Source organism: Bacillus sp. FJAT-22090, assembly GCF_007676755.1.
Taxonomy (GTDB): Bacteria; Bacillota; Bacilli; order Bacillales_A; family Planococcaceae; genus Psychrobacillus.
The window spans coordinates 1-22,568 of sequence record NZ_VEBK01000012.1 but is presented as its reverse complement, the minus strand read 5'-3'; the positions used below and the strand labels follow the sequence as shown (position 1 = coordinate 22,568).

14 protein-coding genes and 1 pseudogene are annotated in these 22,568 nt (G+C 34.3%); 4 read left to right on the top strand and 11 right to left on the bottom strand.

The features are described 5' to 3' along the window. Nucleotides 1–113: 113 nt before the first annotated feature. From FS486_RS14625 to FS486_RS14575, 11 genes and pseudogenes are all read right to left on the bottom strand, one after another. Nucleotides 114–863 (bottom strand): annotated as a pseudogene (locus tag FS486_RS14625) (DNA/RNA non-specific endonuclease); the annotation flags it as partial. Nucleotides 864–2,031: 1,168 nt separating this feature from the next. Continuing rightward, nucleotides 2,032–5,181, bottom strand: a complete 3,150-nt coding sequence (locus FS486_RS14620; RefSeq protein WP_144512293.1) for a type I restriction endonuclease subunit R, EcoR124 family — start codon at nucleotides 5,179–5,181, stop codon at nucleotides 2,032–2,034. Nucleotides 5,182–5,195: 14 nt separating this feature from the next. Further along, nucleotides 5,196–6,431, bottom strand: coding sequence for a restriction endonuclease subunit S (locus tag FS486_RS14615; protein ID WP_144512291.1), 1,236 nt, complete (start codon nucleotides 6,429–6,431; stop codon nucleotides 5,196–5,198). Nucleotide 6,432: 1 nt separating this feature from the next. Next, entirely contained in the window at nucleotides 6,433–9,192 is a 2,760-nt protein-coding gene (locus FS486_RS14610; protein WP_144512290.1) for a type I restriction-modification system subunit M, read from the bottom strand. 445 nt (nucleotides 9,193–9,637) lie between these two features. After that, a complete protein-coding gene (locus FS486_RS14605) occupies nucleotides 9,638–10,099 on the bottom strand; it encodes a hypothetical protein (protein ID WP_144512289.1) in 462 nt (153 codons plus the stop codon). A 529-nt stretch (nucleotides 10,100–10,628) separates the two neighbouring features. Then, nucleotides 10,629–11,903, bottom strand: a complete 1,275-nt coding sequence (locus FS486_RS14600) for an McrC family protein (RefSeq protein WP_144512288.1) — start codon at nucleotides 11,901–11,903, stop codon at nucleotides 10,629–10,631. Next, the gene (locus FS486_RS20495) at nucleotides 11,887–14,505 is read right to left on the bottom strand and encodes an AAA family ATPase (RefSeq protein ID WP_260858122.1); all 2,619 of its coding nucleotides are present in this window, start codon (nucleotides 14,503–14,505) and stop codon (nucleotides 11,887–11,889) included. Before FS486_RS20495 ends, FS486_RS14600 begins: the two co-directional genes overlap by 17 nt. Nucleotides 14,506–14,882: 377 nt before the next feature. Continuing rightward, the gene (locus FS486_RS14590; RefSeq protein WP_144512287.1) at nucleotides 14,883–15,554 is read right to left on the bottom strand and encodes a hypothetical protein; all 672 of its coding nucleotides are present in this window, start codon (nucleotides 15,552–15,554) and stop codon (nucleotides 14,883–14,885) included. Continuing rightward, nucleotides 15,554–16,534 (bottom strand): DUF6731 family protein, encoded by a 981-nt coding sequence (locus FS486_RS14585; protein ID WP_144512286.1) that lies wholly within the window; start codon nucleotides 16,532–16,534, stop codon nucleotides 15,554–15,556. The genes FS486_RS14590 and FS486_RS14585 overlap by 1 nt, the downstream gene beginning before the upstream one ends. 35 nt (nucleotides 16,535–16,569) lie before the next feature. Beyond that, nucleotides 16,570–18,429: a DNA/RNA helicase domain-containing protein gene (locus FS486_RS14580; RefSeq protein ID WP_144512285.1), complete on the bottom strand. Its 1,860-nt coding sequence runs from the start codon at nucleotides 18,427–18,429 to the stop codon at nucleotides 16,570–16,572. A gap of 21 nt (nucleotides 18,430–18,450) precedes the next feature. Continuing rightward, nucleotides 18,451–19,833, bottom strand: coding sequence for an MrcB family domain-containing protein (locus FS486_RS14575; RefSeq protein ID WP_144512284.1), 1,383 nt, complete (start codon nucleotides 19,831–19,833; stop codon nucleotides 18,451–18,453). Between the two features lie 347 nt (nucleotides 19,834–20,180). Between FS486_RS14575 and FS486_RS14570 the strand changes: the two genes are divergently transcribed. The 4 genes from FS486_RS14570 to FS486_RS14555 all read left to right on the top strand — a co-directional run bounded on the left by FS486_RS14570 (nucleotide 20,181) and on the right by FS486_RS14555 (nucleotide 22,375). Then, nucleotides 20,181–20,411: a hypothetical protein gene (locus FS486_RS14570; protein ID WP_144512283.1), complete on the top strand. Its 231-nt coding sequence runs from the start codon at nucleotides 20,181–20,183 to the stop codon at nucleotides 20,409–20,411. Between the two features lie 20 nt (nucleotides 20,412–20,431). Continuing rightward, a complete protein-coding gene (locus tag FS486_RS14565) occupies nucleotides 20,432–20,941 on the top strand; it encodes a hypothetical protein (protein ID WP_144512282.1) in 510 nt (169 codons plus the stop codon). Nucleotides 20,942–20,955: 14 nt separating this feature from the next. Then, nucleotides 20,956–21,696 carry a hypothetical protein gene (locus FS486_RS14560; RefSeq protein WP_144512281.1) on the top strand — a complete coding sequence of 247 codons (741 nt, stop codon included), beginning with the start codon at nucleotides 20,956–20,958 and terminating at the stop codon, nucleotides 21,694–21,696. A gap of 193 nt (nucleotides 21,697–21,889) precedes the next feature. Continuing rightward, the gene (locus FS486_RS14555; protein WP_144512280.1) at nucleotides 21,890–22,375 is read left to right on the top strand and encodes a JAB domain-containing protein; all 486 of its coding nucleotides are present in this window, start codon (nucleotides 21,890–21,892) and stop codon (nucleotides 22,373–22,375) included. The last annotated feature ends 193 nt before the right edge of the window (nucleotides 22,376–22,568 follow it).

Below are 22,568 nucleotides of genomic sequence, written 5' to 3'. Positions count from 1 at the left end.
CGTTAAGCAAATTACAGCATAAAAAAATCGATTCCCTTACAACGTATTAGGAATCGATTTTTAAAATTGGTCTTATTAAGCTAACTCACCTGTTAGTGAAAAATAATGATATTTTACTCACCTACCATACCATCGTTATCACGATCGTCCATATATGGGTATAACCAATGATCACTGGTTATTGGCATACTAAAACCTGCAGCTTTTGCTTCTTTAATCGTCACCTGGCCATTACCGTTCGTATCAACACTAGAAATATCACCGGTTAGGTTTGAACTCGTTGAATCAGAAGGCTCACTGCCTGTTAAACCGAGTGATGCATTTACTTCATCAGGGTTTACATTATCAAATATATCAACGATCTCGTTACCCATTATCGTATAAGTATATTGATAACTTGAAGGAATTTGGGTTTCCGTATTTGGATATGTGATAATGGCTTCAAAATTTGTTGCTCCACCAGCATCACGGATTACTTTTTCCATGTACGCTTGGTCCCCATGACGATTTAGAGTACTATTTTGGGGAGTAATGTTATAAGCATTCGATACCCCTCCGAGAGAGTCAGCAATTACATGTCCTTCATCTAAAACGTCACTTTCAACACCAGGAACCTTTGCTTCATCAGAATAGTATCTGCCAGACGATGTTACAGGTTCGTTACTATCATCTTGTATAACGATTTCCTCAGCAATGACACGCACTAGTTGACCATATTCATTAGTAAATGCCCAATATTCACGGTCCCCGTAACCAATGTCAACGACGACGTTAGGTTCCCGATAACCAGACAAATCGCCACCATCAACTTCAATAAGTTTATATCCTGAAAACAGTTCATTATTTGGTTGGGTTAGTGTTTCTTCCGCAATCAGAACAGTCGACGTTTCCAATACCTTTTTGTAATCGCCTAAATAATCATATTGTGACTTGTCATTGCTGTCATAAACGCAGGTAATCATGACTACTTTCCCGGTATTAATGTTATAAGCAAATGAATAACTCCCAGTAGAAATCACCCCGTCTCCATTTGTATCAGAATTGGAAAATGTGATTGTCCAACCAGGCAACCCCGCAATTGAGATTTTCTCTGATTTTTGTATTTCCATGTTAGCAAAATATTTAGTCTCTAAGGTACTCTTAACAATAGAAGGTATTTGGCTATCAAAATCTTCCTGTGTCCCTGAAAATTCTTGGCTTTGAAACAATATAGACGCATAATAATCTTCTTCTTTAGGATAATAGGTTATCCAAGTTTCCGTTGAACCTTTGTCTAACACATCGAAATAAGACGGAAAGGAAAAATCGATTCCACCCAAAGTAATGGTTTTGTTCGTTTTTGCATCGAATCCGCTTACAGTTCTGTCACCAGAGACCCCGCTTACTTCCGTGACTTCCGAAGTCTTCGTTGTTTTCGGCACATTTATTTTATTATCCGTGTTATCACCTGATTCACAGGCTGCCAGTAACAGGGCCAGCAACAAAGTTACTATACTGGTTATTAGTTTTTTCATCGATTTATGCTCCTTTAGAAATGGTAGTTTCTAAATCTGGTACTGAAACAAAAAATTCTTTCTTTATACAGATAGGTAAGCCTTTGAAGTTATCGTTTAAGCATAAAGATGTCATAGTGACAATCTTATGCTTTAAGTCACATTTAACAGTGTTTCTACTGTAAAAATAAGTATGGATACGGCGGGAGTCGAACCACCCTCTCCTAAAAATGCTATAACATCAGTGTTTATACTGGTTTATAGCAACAATTGAAAATGTTTGACTACGCTATTGACTACGTTTAAATAAAAATGAGTTGCGGGGGCAATGTTGTTCAAAAGAAATTTCTTTTAAATATAAAGTAATTATTATAGCTGTCACTTATCTCTCACACCTAATATTTTCATAATCTGTTATAAACTTTCAAATATTAGTACTGCATGAACTTTCTCACATGTTAACTAGTGGTTACGGTTCACAAGCACAATTCACTAACTTTGTACTGAGATATTCGAATTTGATTTTATGGGCATTTTCTTATGTTATATCTATTTCAAATCCACCTTCTAGTAAGAATTTACGTAGGTACTCATCAATACGAATATTCACCTGAAATGGCTTAATTGACTTACCTTCAACTTTCTCAAGAAAAGACTTAGCCCTTTTTTTATCCACGGTTTGTTTCAAGTTATCGAAACGATTATATTCATTGATATTTGATTCTGTGATTTTCAGACTCATCAATCTCCGCAATTCAGCTTCATTAAGACCTAAAAATTCAGCAAATTTATGAATCTGATCGTTTTCCGCCTTTGCCTGATACTCAGTGATGTAGTCCCTGAGTGTCTTACCAGGTTCTACGACAACGTCTCCACTTTGAACATCATGCATGAAAATATTCGCATACTTTTGCTCCTCTTGCGTTAATGTTGAGAATGTGGTGTGAAGATCATTTAACGCATCTTCAATCGCTCGCCTTGTGGCTCCTGTTTGATTAATCAAACGAAGGTATTTTTGGAAACGAGAATTCATGTAGTTAGCGTCAATTACACTCGTATCAATTTCAGTAAGATACCCTTCCACCTCAAACGGCACTTCGCCTTCGCTACCACCGCCACCGCCACCGCTAAATAATTCCTTGTAGCGCAAAGCTAAAATGAGATATGCGGTTTCATTAAACTTCATCACAACAGATGTTTTTGGTTTTCCTTGCCCATGAGAGAATTCATACTCTGATTTCTTCCATTTGAAACCTTGAATTTGGGAAGCTTCTAAATAATCATTGAAGTCCTTAAACAATGAAGCAAATTTTCCTCTTGCTGTAAGTTCTAAAGGTAACTTCTCAAAGTTTTCAACGCCTTCATTTTCGAAAACATCTTCAATATCTTCAAAAATATTGTTCATTTTCTTCAGATTACTTTCAAGCTTCTGAACAAATAACATGATAGGCTTATCTCCTGAATATAGTTTCACTGCTTCGTTGATATTGCGTTCCATGGTACTAGGGTATCGATAATAACGAATTGTACCAAACGGCTTCTCAGGGCCAAATAATCGATTTGTACGTGAAAACGCCTGAATAATATTGGCATACTTCATCACTTTATCCATGTATAAAGTATTAATCCATTTCGAATCAAATCCCGTCAACATCTGATCAACTACAATTAATAAATCAATTTGTTGGTCTGGTTCACGTTCAATCATGCCGTATGGTTTTTTATGTGCTAGGCGAGAAGCAATATCTTTCTTGAACTTTGCGTGCGTTGCAAAAGAAAAGCCTTGGTCATATCGTTTATTGTAGTCTTCGACAATTTCAATCAAACCGTCTTCCTTAAATTCGGCACCACCCATATTATCGATATGGGGATCAAACAGTGCAGTTACTTTCAACCCAATTTCATTTTTCTTTAACAGTCGATAATACATAATAGCTTCAGAAATGCTACTCGTCGCAAATATCGCATGAAACTTGCTCGCGTGGCTTAATGTCACCCAGTTATCCAATATATCACTAACAACTGTTTTTCGATGAGTCTCTAGTTCGTATTGAGACTTTGGTAAGTAGTCTTCAATACCTTTGATATAGTTTCCTGATGAATCTTTATACCCTGCCATTGGAACCAGTGTGGGATTAAGAAACTTATAATAGATTTTTGATTTTTGAGGTTCTCTTATCGCTTCTTCTTCAGATTTTGCTTTTGCCTGATGAAGTGCCACTTCTTTCCGAAGGTCACGATTTTTATAAGTCAAAACTTTATATGGGTCAAAACCGAGAACATTCTTGTCTCTAATCCCATCAGCGATACTGTATCGGTGTAATTCATCTCCGAAAACTGTTGCAGTCGTATTCATCTTCTTTTGATTTTCTTCTTGAATCGGTGTCCCAGTGAACCCAAAGAAAATAGCGAAAGGGAACATTTCTTTAATATCAATCAACATTTCTCCAAACGTTGAACGATGTGCTTCATCAATGATGAAAACAATCCGTTTTGACTTCATTAACTCCAGGTCTTTTGCATTTAATCCGCCTTCATCATCTTTAATAAGCGACATCTTTTGAATGGACGTCACAATCAACGTATCCGCAGGGCTCGAACTCTTTAACTTGGTGACGAGTACGCTTGTGTTTTCTGTCGCTTGAACTTCTTCGTTCTCGTCGGTGAATCCGCGATACACTTCGAGCGATTGCGTTCCAAGTTCTATTCTATCCATCAGGAACAGAACCTTATCCGCTTCTTTTGAGTTAGCAATTAACTGGGCGGATTTGAAACTTGTCATGGTCTTACCTGATCCAGTAGTGTGCCAAATATAACCACCGAGCATGTTCTTGCCGTCCCATTTTGTCTCAGCTACTTTATCAGAAATCGCATTTGATGCGTAATACTGATAACTACGCATGACCTTAAGAACTCCGTCACCACTATCTGGAACGGTGTAAAATCCAATTAATTGGTGTGCCATTGGGATAGACAAAAGAGAACCTGCAAAGTCTTTCCAACCATTAATAGGTTCATTATCGAAATCAGCCCAATGGAAATAGAAGTCAGAATTAAATTTCCTGTCTGGCCCTGGATTAGCAAAGTAGACTGCTTCTCCTGGTTCCATAGCAACAAAAACTTGAACTAATGAGAATAATCCTGTAAAAATCCCTTCGTGAGCGTATTTCTCTATTTGATTATATGCTTGACTTACGGAAACACCCGAGCGCTTCAACTCAATATGAATGACAGGCATTCCGTTAATTAGCAGCATTAAATCTCCACGACGGTCGTTTATTATCTTCGATTTAGTTGGAAACTGTGGTTGATGTGCAATTTGATAACGACTTTGACCTCCCGCAATTTCTAAACGGTCATAAATTTTCAAGCTAACTTCTTTTCCTAGATGTAGCTTATCATCAGGATTATCACGTGTAATCGAAATGGATTTACCATTAATAAACCCATTGAGTCTTAATGGAGTACGAAGCTCGGTGATCTGCTCCATAATTTGTCGCATTTCACTATCGGTTAATGGCACATTATTTAAGCGATCAATATCACGGTTATTTTGAAAGAGTATATCCGCCCAGTTGCGGATTAAATCTTCCTCAGAAGGGCACTTAATTACTTCCTCCCAACCTTTTTGAGAAATCAACAAGTTTACTAAGGCTTCTTCAAACTCCGCTTCTTTTGTAAAAATCATAATGCCATTCCTCCTTAAACCAACATCTTTTGAAGTAGTGCTTTTTTAATATTTTTCAATTTTTCCAACTCCTGCTGTTGAAGGGAGATAAGTTGATCTAACTCTTTGAAAAATGCACCAATTTTATTTTGTTCCTCCAGTGTCGGAATAAATACCTCCATTCTTCCGAGGGATTTACCAGAAATTTCTAAAAACGTTGATCCAGAAGCGTTTTTAAGCGCGTATTTTTTTATTTTATAACCCATTGAGTATAAGAAATAAACATTCGTTTTTTCATCTAAAACAAGAGACTGAAAGCCTTGATTTGTAGCTCCATCTTTAGCAAGAATCGCCATATCACCAATACCAGCACGAGATGTAAACAATATTGTTCGGTTTGCTGGAAGAATCTTAGCAGAACTTTTCGCCAGGCCTTGTTCTGTTATCTTTTTAGCACTACCAGTGGCGTATACTTCTGAACCTATTTCTGTAGGAGAATACCAATCAATATCTCCGTTCCAATACTCTTCGATTACTGTACTTGGTGTACCACCGCCTGTTATAGCCACAATATCAGACAAATTCCTCCGTTCCCAATTATAGGAGAATTCTTCAAAACGAATCTCTGGTTTATCTTCTCCATTTTTCGGAAACATTTTTTCAAGTAAAGCATTCTTCATGTTTACCGTCTTTTCATACTTACGTTGTTGAAGGGTGATAAGCTCGTCAATTTCTTTAAAGAAGTCGCCAATTTTTACTTGTTCATACTTTGAAGGTACTGCAAGTTTGAAACTAGCATATTCTTGAGCGTTAACCCCTGGTTGCCCAGAGCGTTGAGATGTTATTTTAATGAAGTTGTCATAAGCGTCAGTTAATGTTTTCTGATAAACAAACTCTGAGTCATTATTTTCGTTAATATGAGCTCTAATCAAGAAGCCTGCGTAATAAACTTTCCCATCAGTTTCCCTATATTTATAAGTTTTCCCAACACTTGCACCTGTTCTTGCGAAAAGAATATCGCCTTTTGATAGTAAATAATTATCAGCTTTATCCAATTCAATATCAGGTGAAGTTAAACCATCTTTAACGAACTCTCGACTGTTTTCGTCAATGTCCGTGATGCGAAGATACTTATTTACTCCATCAAAATCTTTAGCTGCTGCATTTAATCCATATTCAAGTGAACTAGCCAGATCACCTAACTTCAGCTGTTCCCAAGCGTCAGTGAATTGACCATATCTAATTTCAGGGTATTTTTTTCTTTCACTCATTTTATTCACTTTTCAATAGCGATTGGAACTCGCTAAGCCCCTTCATATCAAATTCACTACCTGTTAATCCATCAATTAAGGTTGTTAAATTCATTTTTGTGTCCGCAATTTCACTCGCAACTTCGTAATATGTTGTTGCATACTTGTCTGCTAGCTCTTGAACCTTGTACATAAGCTCCGAAATAACATTATCTGGTACTTTATTTAAAGCTGTTGTGAGTGGAGTTATCCACTTCTCTTCAAGTAACTTACAAACTTCATTTACAGATAAGTTCTCGATTGTTTCTTTCGTCTTCATATGAAGTTCCGCAGAATCTTTTTTCACTTGTGACTTTAATGCTTTTTCTTCTGCCATTAAATCACTGACTTGAATAAGTTTTGCTTCGAATAACTCTTCAGGGAAATTGTAATTAGATTGTAATTCTTTTAGGTATGCATTAACCTTGGTTTTCGTGAATGTACCATCTTTATTTGGTTCAATTTCTGACCAAGTAACTTCTGGATGGCTGGCAATGAAACTTTCTTTTTCTGGTTTCTTCGCTTTTGCATCTAGCAAACTAATATATTCGTTCAACGCAATTATTTCTTCGGATTCAATATCTGCATAGGCAGATTTCAGTGCTTTATTTACTTCAGCAGTAACGAAGGCGTCGTTTGCATCATTCAATACTATTGATTCTTTTTCTTCTTCCGAAAGTGAATCAATAATTTCAGAATAGCAAGACAAAATTTCAGCTAAACGATTTTCCATGACCTTTATAGCATCTGCTTCTTCTTTCAGCATTGTTGCCTGAACTATATCAAATGGAATCACATGCCCTAGATAGCCTTCTTGCACTTCAACTTCTTTCCCATCCTTTTTCTTCAAGACAATATTTCCATCAACTTTTTTCGTTGCTTCAAAACCTTCATTTTGAATAATTTCTAAATCAAATGCTATTTTTTCCCACCCGTCATCAAGAACTTGGTAAGCTTTATACTTATCTACCAAAGGAATGGAAGAGAGACGTGCGAAGATATCATCACTAATAGTTGTTTTTTCTTTACTAATATTAATTGAAGTAATTTGGTCAATAAGCTTCTTTTTAAGATAGTCCTCAAATCCATCAAATGACTTGTGATAATTGTTTATGAAATTCACCACATCGACATTTTCAGTAATTGCTTTCTTCACATCATTTGTTGCTAAATTAACATATGGTGATTCATTTTCTGAGAACAATTCTTTCTTGAGTATTGGTAGGCATTCCCAGTACGACGCTAGATTTTCAATTTCAGATTTAGGAATCCCACCAAACATTGACGCATAAATATCCCAATTTTCATCTTCATCAGAAGGATCTACATATAGTGAAATATTTAATTTATAGTCATTTGCTCGGATTTCATCTTGACTCACTTTACGAGCATAATTTTCAATGTTGATACGCTGGGTAACCGTATCTGCAATCTTCTTAATATCAGATGCTTGTAATACATTGTTTTTTCCAGTTTTGATAAATCCTTTTGAAGCATCAACAAATAAAACGTCGTTTGTTGTGCGCTTTTGTTTTAACACCATAATGATAGTTTGAATACTTGTTCCAAAGAAAATACTCCCAGGAAGGCCAATAATGGCATCAATATTATTTAGTTCAATCAAATTTTTACGGATTTCTCCTTCTTCACCACCACGGAATAACACACCGTGTGGAAGAACGATTGCCATAATACCTTCAGGTTTAATGTGATATAAATCATGAAGTAAGAAAGCAAAATCCGCTTTCGTCTTAGGAGCAAGACCATAGTGAGCGTATCGCGGATCACTTTTTTTATTTGTAGGATCCCAAGATTGTGAATATGGTGGATTTGAAACCACCGCATCCACATAAAGTGGATCATACGTATTAATGGGATTATTATCATCAAAGAACGGCCAATCTTCTTCAAGTGTATCTCCATTACGTGTTACGATATTATCAGGTATAATTCCACGCATAACCAGATTCATTCGGGTTAAGTTATAGGTATTTTCCTTCAATTCTTGGGCAAAATACTTAATGTTATTTTCGTTGTCAATATGTTTTGCAACAGATTGACCAATGTTGATTAACAATGAACCTGAACCGCTCGTTGGGTCATAGATTTTAATTTCTTCTTTATCTTTCAAGTGATTTGCAACAATTTCTGACATTAAAACAGAAACTTCATGTGGTGTATAGAATTCTCCTGCTTTTTTTCCTGCATTTGCAGCAAACATACCAATCAAGTATTCATAGATAAAACCAATAACATCATAGTCTTGTTTGCCGTCCATCGGGATAATCTTAATCAATTGGATTAACTCACTAATCGCTTTTGTCTGAGAACCAGAGCTATCTCCTAATTTACTCAACCCAGTTTCCAATGTATTGAAGATACGGTCGAAAACCTTTTTATGACTCACACTAATAAGACGACTGAACGCCGACAATCCTACACGGACATTATCGACAGAGAAGTCTTTCCCAAGTTCTAGCCAAGTTGAGAACAAATTATCGTACTCAATAAAGTATCCAATTCCATTTTGAATGAATGCTACTTCTTCCTGGCTTTCTTCTTTTAGATTCTTAATATCCTCTATCGAATAATCATTCTCCTTTAAGAACTTCACTTCTTTATCAGATAAGAACTTGTAGAAGATAAATCCTAAAATATAATCCTTGTACTCGTTCGCTTCAATCTTTGAACGCATTTTATTTGCAGACTCCCAAATTTTCGAAGCCAGTTGTTGTTTATTCATTACTCCACCCTTTTCAAAAAACTCTATTTTTTTGTTATGTTTATTAGTTTTATTGTATCACAGCGAAACTAACTCCAGTGGTCGGATAAAATAGATTTTTGGCGACCAACCATTCAATTTTATAGGCTATTTTACGTTTTTACAATCGGAAAATCTGTTAAATTAACCATCTGCCGCCATTTTATATGTTAACTTTATTCCACCTAAATATTCTCAACTTTAGGTATAAATTGTAGTTTCCAACCTTATCTATTACTTCTTTACGACTTAAGATTTTCACAACATATATACTAAGTTCTAAAGCCTTTTCTTTAGCGTATTACTGAATTGTATGCTCCTGCATATCTAAATTTTGTTCTTCGGTACTCTCTAAACAAAATAAAAGTGCACAAACATTAGTTTGTACACCTACAAATTTGTCTAATAATTGATTATTTTATGGACTTCACTGCTTCCTAGTTTTTAAAAGAGGTGGATAAGTCGAAATTAAATATTTTTCAAATTCTTCATTATTATTAAGATAAATTCTTGCATATAAAATCTCTTTATCTTTTATAGTTAAATAGTCTTTCAACCCTAAATTGCTATTCCCCCCCTTATGTCCAGTTACATGAGCATTTATTCTGCCAAAAATATCAGAATTTTTCCCCCAATATAACGGATAATAATCATTTATAATTGATTTAGTCTTTGAATCCGCATCGAATTTGTTGCCGCCTAGTTTTTTTGCTTCATTAAATAAGTCTAATTTTTCTTGCGCATTTAGTCTAACAACAAAACCATAGACTACTCCAGATGTTTTTTTAGGTAGAGTTTCGCCAATTTTGAAAGTACTATTGGATAGAAAATCTCCTTCTTCTTGTCCTTGTTCACTCGCTATCTCTTTTAAAAAATTTGCTAAATCCATAGATATACTCCTTTTCAATTCTTAAGAAGAAAACATATTTTATATTAAATTTATAAAGTTATGGAAAGTATCTTTTAATAATCTTAAGTCATGCAGAAACCGCTCGATATTAGATCAAATGGACAAATTTATTGTATGCAGTTACTCGTTACCGTTCACCTTTTTTAAAAGTTTTCACCTGTACTATAATGGGGATTTCGACTAGCAGAACAACTATTCTACTAATCGTATTACTCCATATCTCGCTTCACGGATGTGTGGATGTAGCTGGATGATTGTAAATCCAAGTACAAACACTCTAGTTCGGAAATAAGCCTCCTACTTCCTCCTTCTCGTAGAAATATAAAAAGACCATATCAATGAGCTCTTGTTGCTTTTTTTGTGACCGTATATAATATCTCTCACAACATTAACATTTTCATCCTCTTAGTTACAAACATTATTTGAAAAATATAATGTGTTCTTCTTCAGTAAAATCGAACTAGTGTAAAGATTTGTCTATAGCCGTACGCCTTACTAGTAAATTGGTTTATCCCAAATTTAGCTTTAGATTATAAAGACTATTTTCTACCTTTTCGCAGTCCAACATGAATATGTTCACTCGTACCCCATCATCACTAACAAATTGAATCTCTTTCGTATTTTCAAATTGATCATTCATCGGATAAACCAGGAATATCTCATTTGTTTGATATTTCTTTGCATACGCATACATTTGATACATATCTGCTTGTGAAATACCATAATTCTTGCTTGAAGAGTTAGATAATAGTTTCCATTTTGTATCAATGATGATGATACGTGATTCATCTTGCGTTCTTAGGACAATATCTGGTCGAAGTGCAAATTTATCCTCAAACAAATAGAAGCCCTTGTCTTGTAACGACACATTCCAATCATCTGAAAATTGTTTAGCGATGTGCCGCCCCACATAGGCTTCAAATACCTTATCCATAGGAAATAAAAGGGCTTTTCCAGACGTTCCACCTGAAAATGTTGTAAAACTAAGTTGGTTTAAGAAGACTTTTGACCATTCGATGATAATCGCATAATCCTTAGAATTTCGATTAATGACGACCAACTGAAAATCCTTTTCGTAATTAAGGGAAGTTTCCACCAACTCAAAGTGCATTAGTAATTTTCGAATCTCTTTTAGATTTTCTGTATCAGTAGATTGTTTCAATAATTGTAGTAATGTCGATTTAATAAGTCGATTCTCTGCCCGGTTGATACCGAATTCATCATAGCGCATGTAGAATCTTTCTTTATGTACGATGTTATGTTTGATTTGCGAATTGAATAGCATTTTTCCCTTATAGACATTTAAATTGTTTTCCACCTCATAATAGGCAGATTTTATACCTTTCTTTACAAGTCGCTGAACTTCCTGGATATATAAATGAATAAATACTTCAAATATCGGCATACGTTCTGTATTCAAGTGTGCTTCATTAAAAACTTTAGTTGGAAAGTCTTTAAGTGCCTTAAGCATCTTCAAAAAAATCTTTCGCGTATCTCCAGTAGTATGTCGATGAATTTTAGGTAAAATTTCTATTTGAAGCCCTGTTGCTAAATGAATCATTCCCACATAGTTTTTCACTTTAATGATCTTCCCTACTTCTCTCTTCGTTGTCACATTAAAGAAATCTATTGCATCCGCCTGTTCATCTTCATTGAATGTTAAGATGAGTTGTTCTAATTGTTGGAATGACCTTGGATCAATAAAGACGTACCCTGTTTGTTTTTCAAATTCACGATTACATGTAATAATATCAAACTCTTTTGCTTCAATAATCTTCTTCATGTGCAACCTGCTCATAAATTCCAATGTAGCTTTCAGGCTTTAGAAATGCTTCTTGCTGAATATTAAAGGACTGTTCAGGTAAGTCAAGACTAACCTTGCCAACAAATACATTTTTCATATTTAATTTCTCATTTAAAATAAATCTAGTCGACTGGCTCTTTGCATTATCTCCTAGGATTAGTTGAATCTTACTGTAATCTTCATAAAAGTATTCTTGTAATAAAGGCAGAATTTCATTTTCGAAAATTAAAGCCAACCTCTCTAGTGTCGGCACTTCTTTTAATATAGTGAAATATGCATGGCCAATAGTATGTTCACGATCAAATAGTACTTCAATACGCTGATTCATTGCTTCCAACATTCGTTGAATGTTAATTTCTCCTACTTGAATATCTTGTAGGGTTGCTGTATCAGGCATCATTTCAATAAAATTGAAACGTCGTCTCAGTGCAGTATCCATTAAAGCAATCGAGCGGTCTGCTGTATTCATCGTACCCAGAAGATAAACATTTTGCGGTACACCGAATTCTTTTTTCGAATAGGGAAGTCTTAATTTCATTTCTTCTCTTGCACCAAGTCGCTTTGTTGGTTCAACGAGTGTAATCAGTTCGCCAAAAATCTTCGAGATATTTCCACGGTTAATTTCATCAATAATGAATACATAGTTTTTCTTATTCTCTACAATTTCCAACTCTGCTTGTTGATTCGAAGAGTACTTCAAGATCAACTTATTGATTTCTTCCCTATTAATATTTCTTAATTCATAAACAGTAGCTAAAGTTAAATTGGTTTGCTGATTAAACTCATAAACGTATTCCCAAATGTCCTTCGCAATCCATTCAACTTTTCTACTTCTTTTGTAATATGGCATTTGGTCAAGCCATTTGGGTTCTTCTGTTACTAAGCCGATTGCATCAATATGTTTCTGATCACCCAATGACAACACAATATCACCAATACTCATTTCATCATAAAAATTGGACAAAATATTTTTCACACTAGCGTTTGGTAATTCCGTTTCATCAGTAATGACTTCTCCTAAGTCATCCCACCCGATGCGAATTCGACTGTTGTTAAAACAATCTTTTTTTGTTTTTTCATCTCCACGTCTACCTAGAGATACTTTCCAGATTCGCGTATCTGTAGAAAACTCTAGTTCTTTATCAGATGAAGAAATTTGCAAATGTTGTGCTTGTTCACAAAACAGTTTAAAAATACCTGCTTCAATTTTGTATCTCACTTGCTCCGTTTGTTCGTCATCTAATACAGGTTTGATTCCTTCAATAAACTCTTCATAACCGTATGATTGATGGAATGTAATAAAGCCGACTTGTCCATTTTTTCGATATGCTTTGTAACGAGAAAAGACCTGTTCATAAGGTTCTTCTTGCACGTCTTTTAAAGGCTTATCTTCAATGATACTGACTGCAAAGTTAATAGTATTATAGGTTTTCCCTGTGCCAGGCGGGCCGTATAGAATCATATTTTTTGGATAATCCATTCTCTGTTCTCCCTCTTCTAAAGAACTCGTATCTGTAGTTTTTATTTCCTCTATACCACCAAGAAGGGCTAATTGATAATAAGGCAAAAGCTTTTCTACACCCTCTAGTACCCTTTGTAAAATTTGTTCGTTAGTCATCTTGTTTCGTTGAATTTCTTCATAAGTCAGGACATACGTTAATTGCACCTTTTTATATGTTTTATTTTGCAACTTTCTCTTAATGGCCTCTGGTTCTTCATCGTAAACATGAAAATTATGATTTGTTGCACTTTCTTTTACATAATAGGAAAGCTCTGATGGAATGCTTGATTCATTTAAAAATTGGTGATGCCTCATATAGTCTGCTTGCGTTGCAACTTTCTCATCCAATTCTACCGCAAGTCGAATGCGTGCTTTATGTTCGTCATCTTTTGCCGCTTCTGCAAATAACGAGATACTCGTTGGATAATCCATGAATTGTTCAAGCTTTAGTTGCTCCCAGAAATAACGGCGTATACGATCATTTCCACCTGTAAGCCATTTCGATTTTATTTTATTTTTCAGATGATATTTCTCTCCACATAGACGGGCTACTTTGTTTAATTCTGTAACCGCTGCACCACCGAGTTCTCTCAGTAATTCCAATTGTTGCTTTTCCTGACCTGTAGCGGCTTCTGGATTTTTGTACGGCATATTACTGTATTGTTCAAGATAGTCTAAAATCGAAAAGAAATCGATTGTAAATAAAGATGTATATTCCTTCTTTACAAAGCTATAGATATCAGCGAATGTTACTACGCCTATCGCTGTTTCTATCGTATCTGTTTCATTCAATTTAGGTCTCTCTTTATCACTTTGAAATTCTCCGTTAAACGTAAGACGACGTGTTTTATTTTCTCCCTCACGTAAGTAATTTACCTGACTCCCTGGATGATCACCATTTGCCCATTGATTAACACGTGCATGTTGTACAGCATTTGCTGTATATTGTTGTGCTTTATGTTGAATATCCACTTGTCTAAAATACATATCATTTTCAGAAGGTTTCGTTTTACTATGATATGTTTCGTAAGCTAATACCGCTGCTCCTACCCAAACAGCTTCAATCACTGTTAAATTCATATGACACCTCTTCTTTTTGATCAACATAATTTTTCATCTTCAATTCATCAATAAGTTACGTTATTCTCCTGTTTCATCTAATCGATCTACATATAAAAATTGATAGATGATTTAATTCCCAATTCCCTCTTCAAGATTATCCCGTGCCTAGATCTCCTAGTCTTGATATTCGACTTTCCAATGACCAAATTCATCTTCGCATACTTTATAAATATATTGGACGAATCTATTAATCAATATTAGTAGAATAAGCTTATTAAACGGATGTTTCTTTATGAGCTCTTTGTATTAATTCCGGTTCATGTTCACCTAAATACTGGATACGAAATACCTAAGAAAAAGGAGAGGCTTATTATTAGCTTCTCCTCTATTCTAACTTATTTACTTGGCTTAGAATTCTTAAAGCGTATTATTGAATTCAATTCTTCAGCATCCTTAATTCCTTCTTGCTGCTCACAATTTTCTACGAAGTTCTTCAATTTATACATGATGTCCTTCAGTTCTTCATGTTCGTCGTTTTCTTTTTCCATATTTAAGAAAATTTTATTTAAGTCCGATTTAAAAATAATGATATATGTTATTCCTACTCTTAAAGCAGTGAGCAGCATGTATAGCACTAATCCACCCAGCAATAATTCGTAAGAAAACTTTATAATTCCAGTTTTGCTTATTGAACTGAACAAAGGATATAGAATCGCATAAACTATATAGAGAAACGAACCTATAAAAGCATTCCTTAAAAATTGAATTAACTCCTTGTATGTCTTAATTCCCATTTTCACCATTTTTGAGCTACTTTTTATAGTTAATAGTATTGTAAAAATACTAAAATAAATACCTATAAAAATTGCAGAGACTGAAATTAGAATTCCTTCTCTGTTAACTAAGAATTGATCAATTAAAAGCTTATTTATATTATCAAACTCATGTATTTCAAAAGCATCGAGAACATAACTAAGACATGAAATAATAAAAATACAAATCATAATAATAATTATCCAATATTTAAGATAGAATTCTTTACGATTCCAATCTTGAATCAATTTCATTATGCACCTTCTTCAGGTACAGCAATAAGCTCATTATTAATATGTGGAATTATTGCCGGTAGAGTTCTATTCCTAATAAGATTTGGGAAACGTTGCATTGCTGTATTCCCTGGTTGATGATTAAGATCATATGAAATTTCCATTTGATCAATTATAAACTCATAACCTGTTGCATCGACATCTTGCAATATTAAATACTTTAATATATTTCCATTTTTCAAATCAATAGTTTCCTTAACGTTTTCTGCATTTATAAATTCAATCTTTACTGAGCTAAAAATATCATCTTCTAAATCTAAGAGTGCTACCATTTGAATCAAAGTTTGCGCCTGTATAATTTCTAACCTTCTCTTTCCGTTTCCAAATTTAATAGTTGCTATATTTGCTCCAAACTCAATATGACTCTCTACAGTTCGAAGAATATAATTAGCTAAAAAAGTTTCAGCTTGAAAATCAGGTAAATTTTGAGTACAGTCAATTCTGAATTCAATATTATTAATCCTGTTTGCTTGTCTAATCACATTTAATCCACGTGTAGCATCAATCGGTTCTAAACATATATCCCAGATAGCCCCTTCATTCTTAGGCAAGAAAGAAGAAAGATACCTCGCTATTTCATTAGGTCTACTTCCATGGTGGTTATATTCTATTAATAGTTGCCTTGAGCGCTCAACATAACAACAACAAGTAAACTCAATTACATCATCTTCAATTGGGTTTGCAACATTAGTACCTATTCTTCCAGTATAAGGTCTATAGTTATCTCTGTACTTAGCAACAGCAAAAGATCTGTTATATATATTCAATGGATTTTCAACATCGATCGTTTTTAAATAAAGCAATGATAAGTTTTTCGCTCTCCAGTGTCGTTCTACATCATCAAGTTCTACAATTCTATTAATTAAATCCGAAAGACGAAGATTTGTTTTTTCCCCATTAAAGGTAATGTAAACATTATGATAAAGTATGGTACGTGACATTTTCTCTCTCCATTCTAAATTACTAACTGTGAAATTTAAATATCATATCTTTCTATCCCTATATTTTTCAAAAAAGATAGAGTATCAATACAAACGTTTTTATTAGGAACAAACAATAACATCCCTATACGTCCTCTTGATAACAAAACTCTATAAATATTTCTGATCGTAGTTTCCCTATCTTCATAATGTTTAGTAGGTTTCACTTGCCACTTATCATTATTTACCAAGAAATCTCCCCCAAAATAAACAATAGGAATATTTAACTCTAATCCCTGGCAAACAAACTCCGTTGCAATTGCATCAAGTTTTGAAGAATCTTTAAAGTACCATTTTCCAATCGTTTCTTTTGTATCCGATTGTTGAATCATGCGCGCATTTCCTAAGAACTGTTTATGGTCATTTAAATTCATATTCGATGAAGATATTAGTCCATAAAATTTATCACCAGTTTCGATAGCATGCTTTTCTAAATATCTTTTCGCGCTATTAAGGTTATCTACCATATGAATAAAATATCCTTGTTCACATAGCTTTTGATATTCTTCTTTTGCTGTTATTACATCTGCATTTAATACAGCTTCAATAAAAGACGATGTATCAATGAAATTTGAACGAATAGATGTAGCTAAATTCAAATCATTTACATAAACAATATTCGACAAATGACCTAGTTTTCCCTTCAAATTAGAAGGCGCATATATTTCCCAATCCTGATAATTTGATTTTTCCAGTACTTTTACCCATGTTTCAAATTCATCTTCTTCACCTTTATATATACTTTGTCCAAAACCAATAGAAGCTACAACATTTGTATAGCCGTTTTGAGATGCTGCTTCACCCTGTACTTTCAAAATCAATTCTGGTTCGCTCATTCCGTATGAAGCCCCCATTTGTTTTTCATTCCAGGCACGTTGTGCTTCATCAAATAGTATGGTGGATGGTATTTTAATATTTTGAAAAGGCTGTTTAGTACCCCGATTAAAGTACGCTTTTTTATATGCGAGAACTCCTTTAATCAATGTTTCTCCATCTGCACCAGTTTCAGCATTTGATAGTAAATAAGAGAGTACTTTTTCTAGTGGGCCATTCCCTGTTAAAAAAACACCGCGAAATCTTTCCTCATTCAGCTTATATAATGTATGAAGTAACGCTAAAGTCTTTCCAGCACCTGGTACGCCTGTGAGAAAAATTAATCGTTTTTTTGGATGCGACTCTATTGTCAATCTATGCAATACGTCTAATACATTTTGAAGCTCATGCTCTGAAATATTCTTAATCATTGAAAGGTCATCATTCATAAACATATTAAATGTTGCTTTTAACACGTTCTTGGAAGGTTCATATGATGAATTCGCCCATAGTAACGACGACTCACGATCTAATGGATTTTTATTATTAAAGTCATTAAGTAAATTTATTAATCCCTTACCTTTAATTAAAGTAAATCCAATTGCTGATACAATGTGATTTTCATTATTCGTTGTTAAAATTAACGCACCTTCTACTAACAAATTCATACGTTGTGTCTCATCATGAAATTTTCTTAAGAAATTCAAATAGCCGCGCAGCTGATCTACATCTTGAATCAAATCAATATCTTTCCTTTTAAACTCAAGAACTATCACTTTTCCGTTAAATAACATGATTACATCTGGTCGTCGATAATTTGTAAACGGCAGACAATATTCAAATAGAAGAATGCATTGATCGTAAATAGTTGTATTTTGAAATTCATTTATCAAATAATCATAGCAGTCTTCCCAGGATTTCTCCTGAGAAGTACTATATTTAAAATCCAAACTAGTTGTAAATGCACCAAGTTCATTAATAAATTGTTGTCTTGGCATTTCTTTTAATTGGCAAACTGTATATCCAACAATTTCTTTACTCACAATTGCTTGTCCCCTTATGAATTATTTCACTTTAATTGCGTAGAATTCTTTAAGCTGAGTCATAGTCACTTCGATACCTACTTTTTCAAGACGATCTTTTATTTTTTCAAAAAGTTTTTCAATCATCGGTAATCTTACCTCATCCACTCCATGATGGATTTTACGATGGCATGTAGGACATAAAGATACAATGTTAGCAGTCCGGTCTAGATCTACCTCTGGGAATTTTTCATATTGCGCAATTCCAACAAAATGATGAGCTTCGACATATGGATGTTCAGTTGATTTTGAAGTAAAAGTTTCATGGCTTGGATCCACTTCGCATACAAACTTTTCCCTTAGTAAAGCTTTTGCAGCTTCTTTTGCATTACGTGGATATCTTTTTTTCCCAACTTCATCAATAATTACATCCTTCGGAGGCCGAGTTCCTTCGTCCAAATCAATTAATGAGATCCGAGTCTCAATTTGATTTGCGTAATTATTAACTGCATCTTGATAATTTTCTTCATCCATTTCTAAGAATTCTAGATCATCTTGGAGTAGTAAATAATCATTAAATTCTTTAACATTACGATCATTCATGAACACAACAATCTTCTTATAAGCTTCTAGGAGTTCACGAAAGTCCGTAGTAAGTTCAGATTGTGAAGGAAGATTGTTTACATCATAATACTTTCCGTAAATATGTCCCTTCTCGTATCCTGATGCTAAGTCAGCTTTTGAAGCTAAATCAATACTCATTAATTTAAATTCATTTGGTACATCGACTTTTGCTCGAATTAACTTTGCAGTATGTTGAAGCTTTTGATGACCTTCTCTTTTTCCGTATTTTTCCTTAAAGAAAGTGTAGCCTTGGTTAAGACTTAAATAAAAACCAGACATATCTTCTTTAAATAAATAAACCATGTAATAACCATTTGTTGCTGATGTTGTTACTGAACGATCAAAGCAACTTACCCAAGGAATAGCCGCCCAATTACCTTGACCAACAGATCCAGTCACTAAATACTTCTTCTCATCCAGAGGGATTTCTGTATTGATGATCTCTACTAGCTCATTACGAACAAAGTTAGCTAATGGATTATTTTTCAAAGGTTTTGTCTTTTCTTGTGAATACTCATTTAATACTCGTTTGAAAGCTTCTCTATAATAGAATGTTGATTTTTTATTAGATAAAGATTGTTCAATTTTCATTGAAGAATTAATGAAATATTCTGCAGGTACATCGAAATAACCCACCAATTTCGCTAGTGTTTCTATATCTAATTTTTGTGTACCATTTTCAATTTTGTTTAGCCCTGTATAATTCACATTGATTTCTTGCGCTAAATCTCTCAAGTTCACTTTTCTGTATTCACGTAAGTTTTTTACTTGTTTTCCTACCTGTACACTTGTAATCTCCATTTAAATTCCCCCTAAATTTAAAATAGTTTGTTTCTATTTTTCATTATAGTTTGTTTCGATTTGAGATAACTATATTTTTACATATAACTTTCTTTCTTGCAACAGAAATCTTACTTATTTTTATCAAGTCACAACTAACTAGTAAGTAAACCGCTCTATATATAGATTTTTCTATAGATTTTTTCGCAGCACCTGGTTATTTATATCAAATGGGGTACCCCCTCTGTTTCATGCCCCACCCCTTTTTATTTGACGTTGTTTATCCATTCGGATGAGCAACGTCTTTTTTTGTTTTACAGAGATGACATGCGTAGTGAGAGGAACGCAATTGTAAGGAGGTGAATACAATGTCAATTTCAATTGTTAGGTTACTAGTACATGCAAAACAACAGAACAAATGGATTCCAAAAAGCGTATTGACCATGCATAACATTTCGTCATGGACAATACAACATTTAGAAGATGAAGGTTATCTTCTTGTCTATCATTGCAGTGATAGAGGAACGTTAATCAAACTGACTCTGAAAGGGTATAAGCATTTTTCTAATCAAGAACCACACTTTGAATTACAAAACTAAGTACAGAGAGGAAGATTTAGATGATGAATTGGATGTATAAAAACAGTTGGAATGCGAAGGAACTAGAAGAAGGGAAGGATTTATCCATTAAAGATGTTGCTGCTACTTATAAGGCCTTACAGGAAGAATTAAAGCATCTCCAACGTGAAATAAAGCGTGTATGTGATTTCGGTGACTATGTCTCACTAAAGAGATTAATTAAAAAGAGAGAACAACTACAGAATGCCCTACTTCAAATAGAAGACACTTACGAGGGACAATTAATCAGCGAAACAAATATGTCAATTAACCTTGTTCACAAATCTCAAATAAGTGTGATGAAAATACGGGAGAAGATGGCTACTGGTTTCAAAACTCTAGAGAAAAGATCTATTACACTAGCTTCTGAAACAATTACTAAGTCAGTTGATTTAATAGAGACTTCGAATGAAGTATACCTAAGAATAAATCGGTTCCTAGTAAATAAATCAATAGTAGGATTAAAAAATGTCAGCAATAGAATTACCAATCATTCAAACAAAACTAAATAATGGAGGAATGCAGGATGGTTAATACGCAAAACAAAGTGGTGCCACTTTCTTCTAAGTTTTCTAAATCGGTAGCGTTACCGAACTTGGTAATCACTTTATATGAATCTGAAGATCGTATAAATGAGCTGAATCAGTTTGTACAAAAAATCATGGTTAAAGGAGTAGATTATGGCATCATCGGAGGATTTTCTAAACCGACACTATTTAAGCCTGGAGCAGAAAAACTATGTGATGTATTTGGTTTTTCAAAAGTAGTAGAAGTAACCAACCGCATTGAAGATTGGGAGAAAGGAGTTTTTTCGTATGAAGTGAAGTTGACTTTAATCGCAAAAGAGACTGGAGCTATAGAGGCAGAAGGTTTAGGTTCATGTAACAGCAAGGAACCATCTTTTCAAAACCAAAATCCTTATACCAATGTAAATACCGTATTGAAGATGGCTAAGAAAAGAGCGCTAATAGATGCAGTATTATCTGCAACCAGAGCCAGTGGTCTATTCACTCAAGATATCGAGGATTTTCAACGAAAAGGATTTATTAAAGGAGGTGATGAACATGTAAGCAACGAACAACTGATGAAGATTATTCAGTTGATGAAAGAAGAATTAGTTAGTGTAGACATTGCGAAGGGATTGATGATGACAAACTATAAAGTAAAACACAGCAAAGAATTAACACGCAAACAAGCTGCTGCATTTATAGAAGATTTAACACATCTTGTAAATGCGTACAGAGACCTTGGAGCAGCCGATGAATAATAGCTTATCGATTGTAGGAACAGTCGGTGAGCTTTTTTGATGCAAAAAAAAGATGAGCACATCACACAATGTACTCATCTGCATTCAAATTTACAACTTAATAATACCTGATGTTACATGCATCTCACAAATGAGAGGGACAGAAATGTCTCTCTTTTTTCATACAAAAATATAACCTATTGGAGGAAATACAATGACAACATTCGATAAATATACATTCAAACAATTACTTGCAACTACACTACGTGAAAAAGAGAACGGATATGTTTTCAATGAAATATTTAATCGCTACCCATCTATCCAGGAATTACTGGAAATAACTGAGGAAGAACTAATGCAGATAAAAGGCATTGGCAAAGTAAAAGCAAATCAAATTGTTGCCGCAATAAAGCTAACTAGAATGTTGCCAACGACAGCTGAAGAACGATACACAATAAAATCACCAAAAGATGCATTCGATTATCTTCAAGACATGCAGTATCTTACTCAAGAACACTTTGTTGTATTAGGATTAAATGTAAAGAACCAGATTCTTTTCAGAGAAACAGTATTTATTGGATCACTAAATGCATCCATCGTACATCCAAGAGAAACATTTAAACAATTAATCCGTCGTAGTTGCGCTAGCGTCATCGTCGCACATAATCATCCAAGCGGTGTGCGCCTGCAAGGTGCGTAAATTTAGTGATTTCAATTGAAATCTAGAACTTCTTACAATGTTCTATGGTCAGCATCTTACCTTGAGAGGAAACTCATAGAGGGAACATAGCATGATGTGAAAAGGAGAAAAGACGACAAAGCTATCAACGTCGAGTCAGTTCTTCAGACCAAGTGATGTATGGTAAAAGCTATACTGCCTGAATCCTAGACGA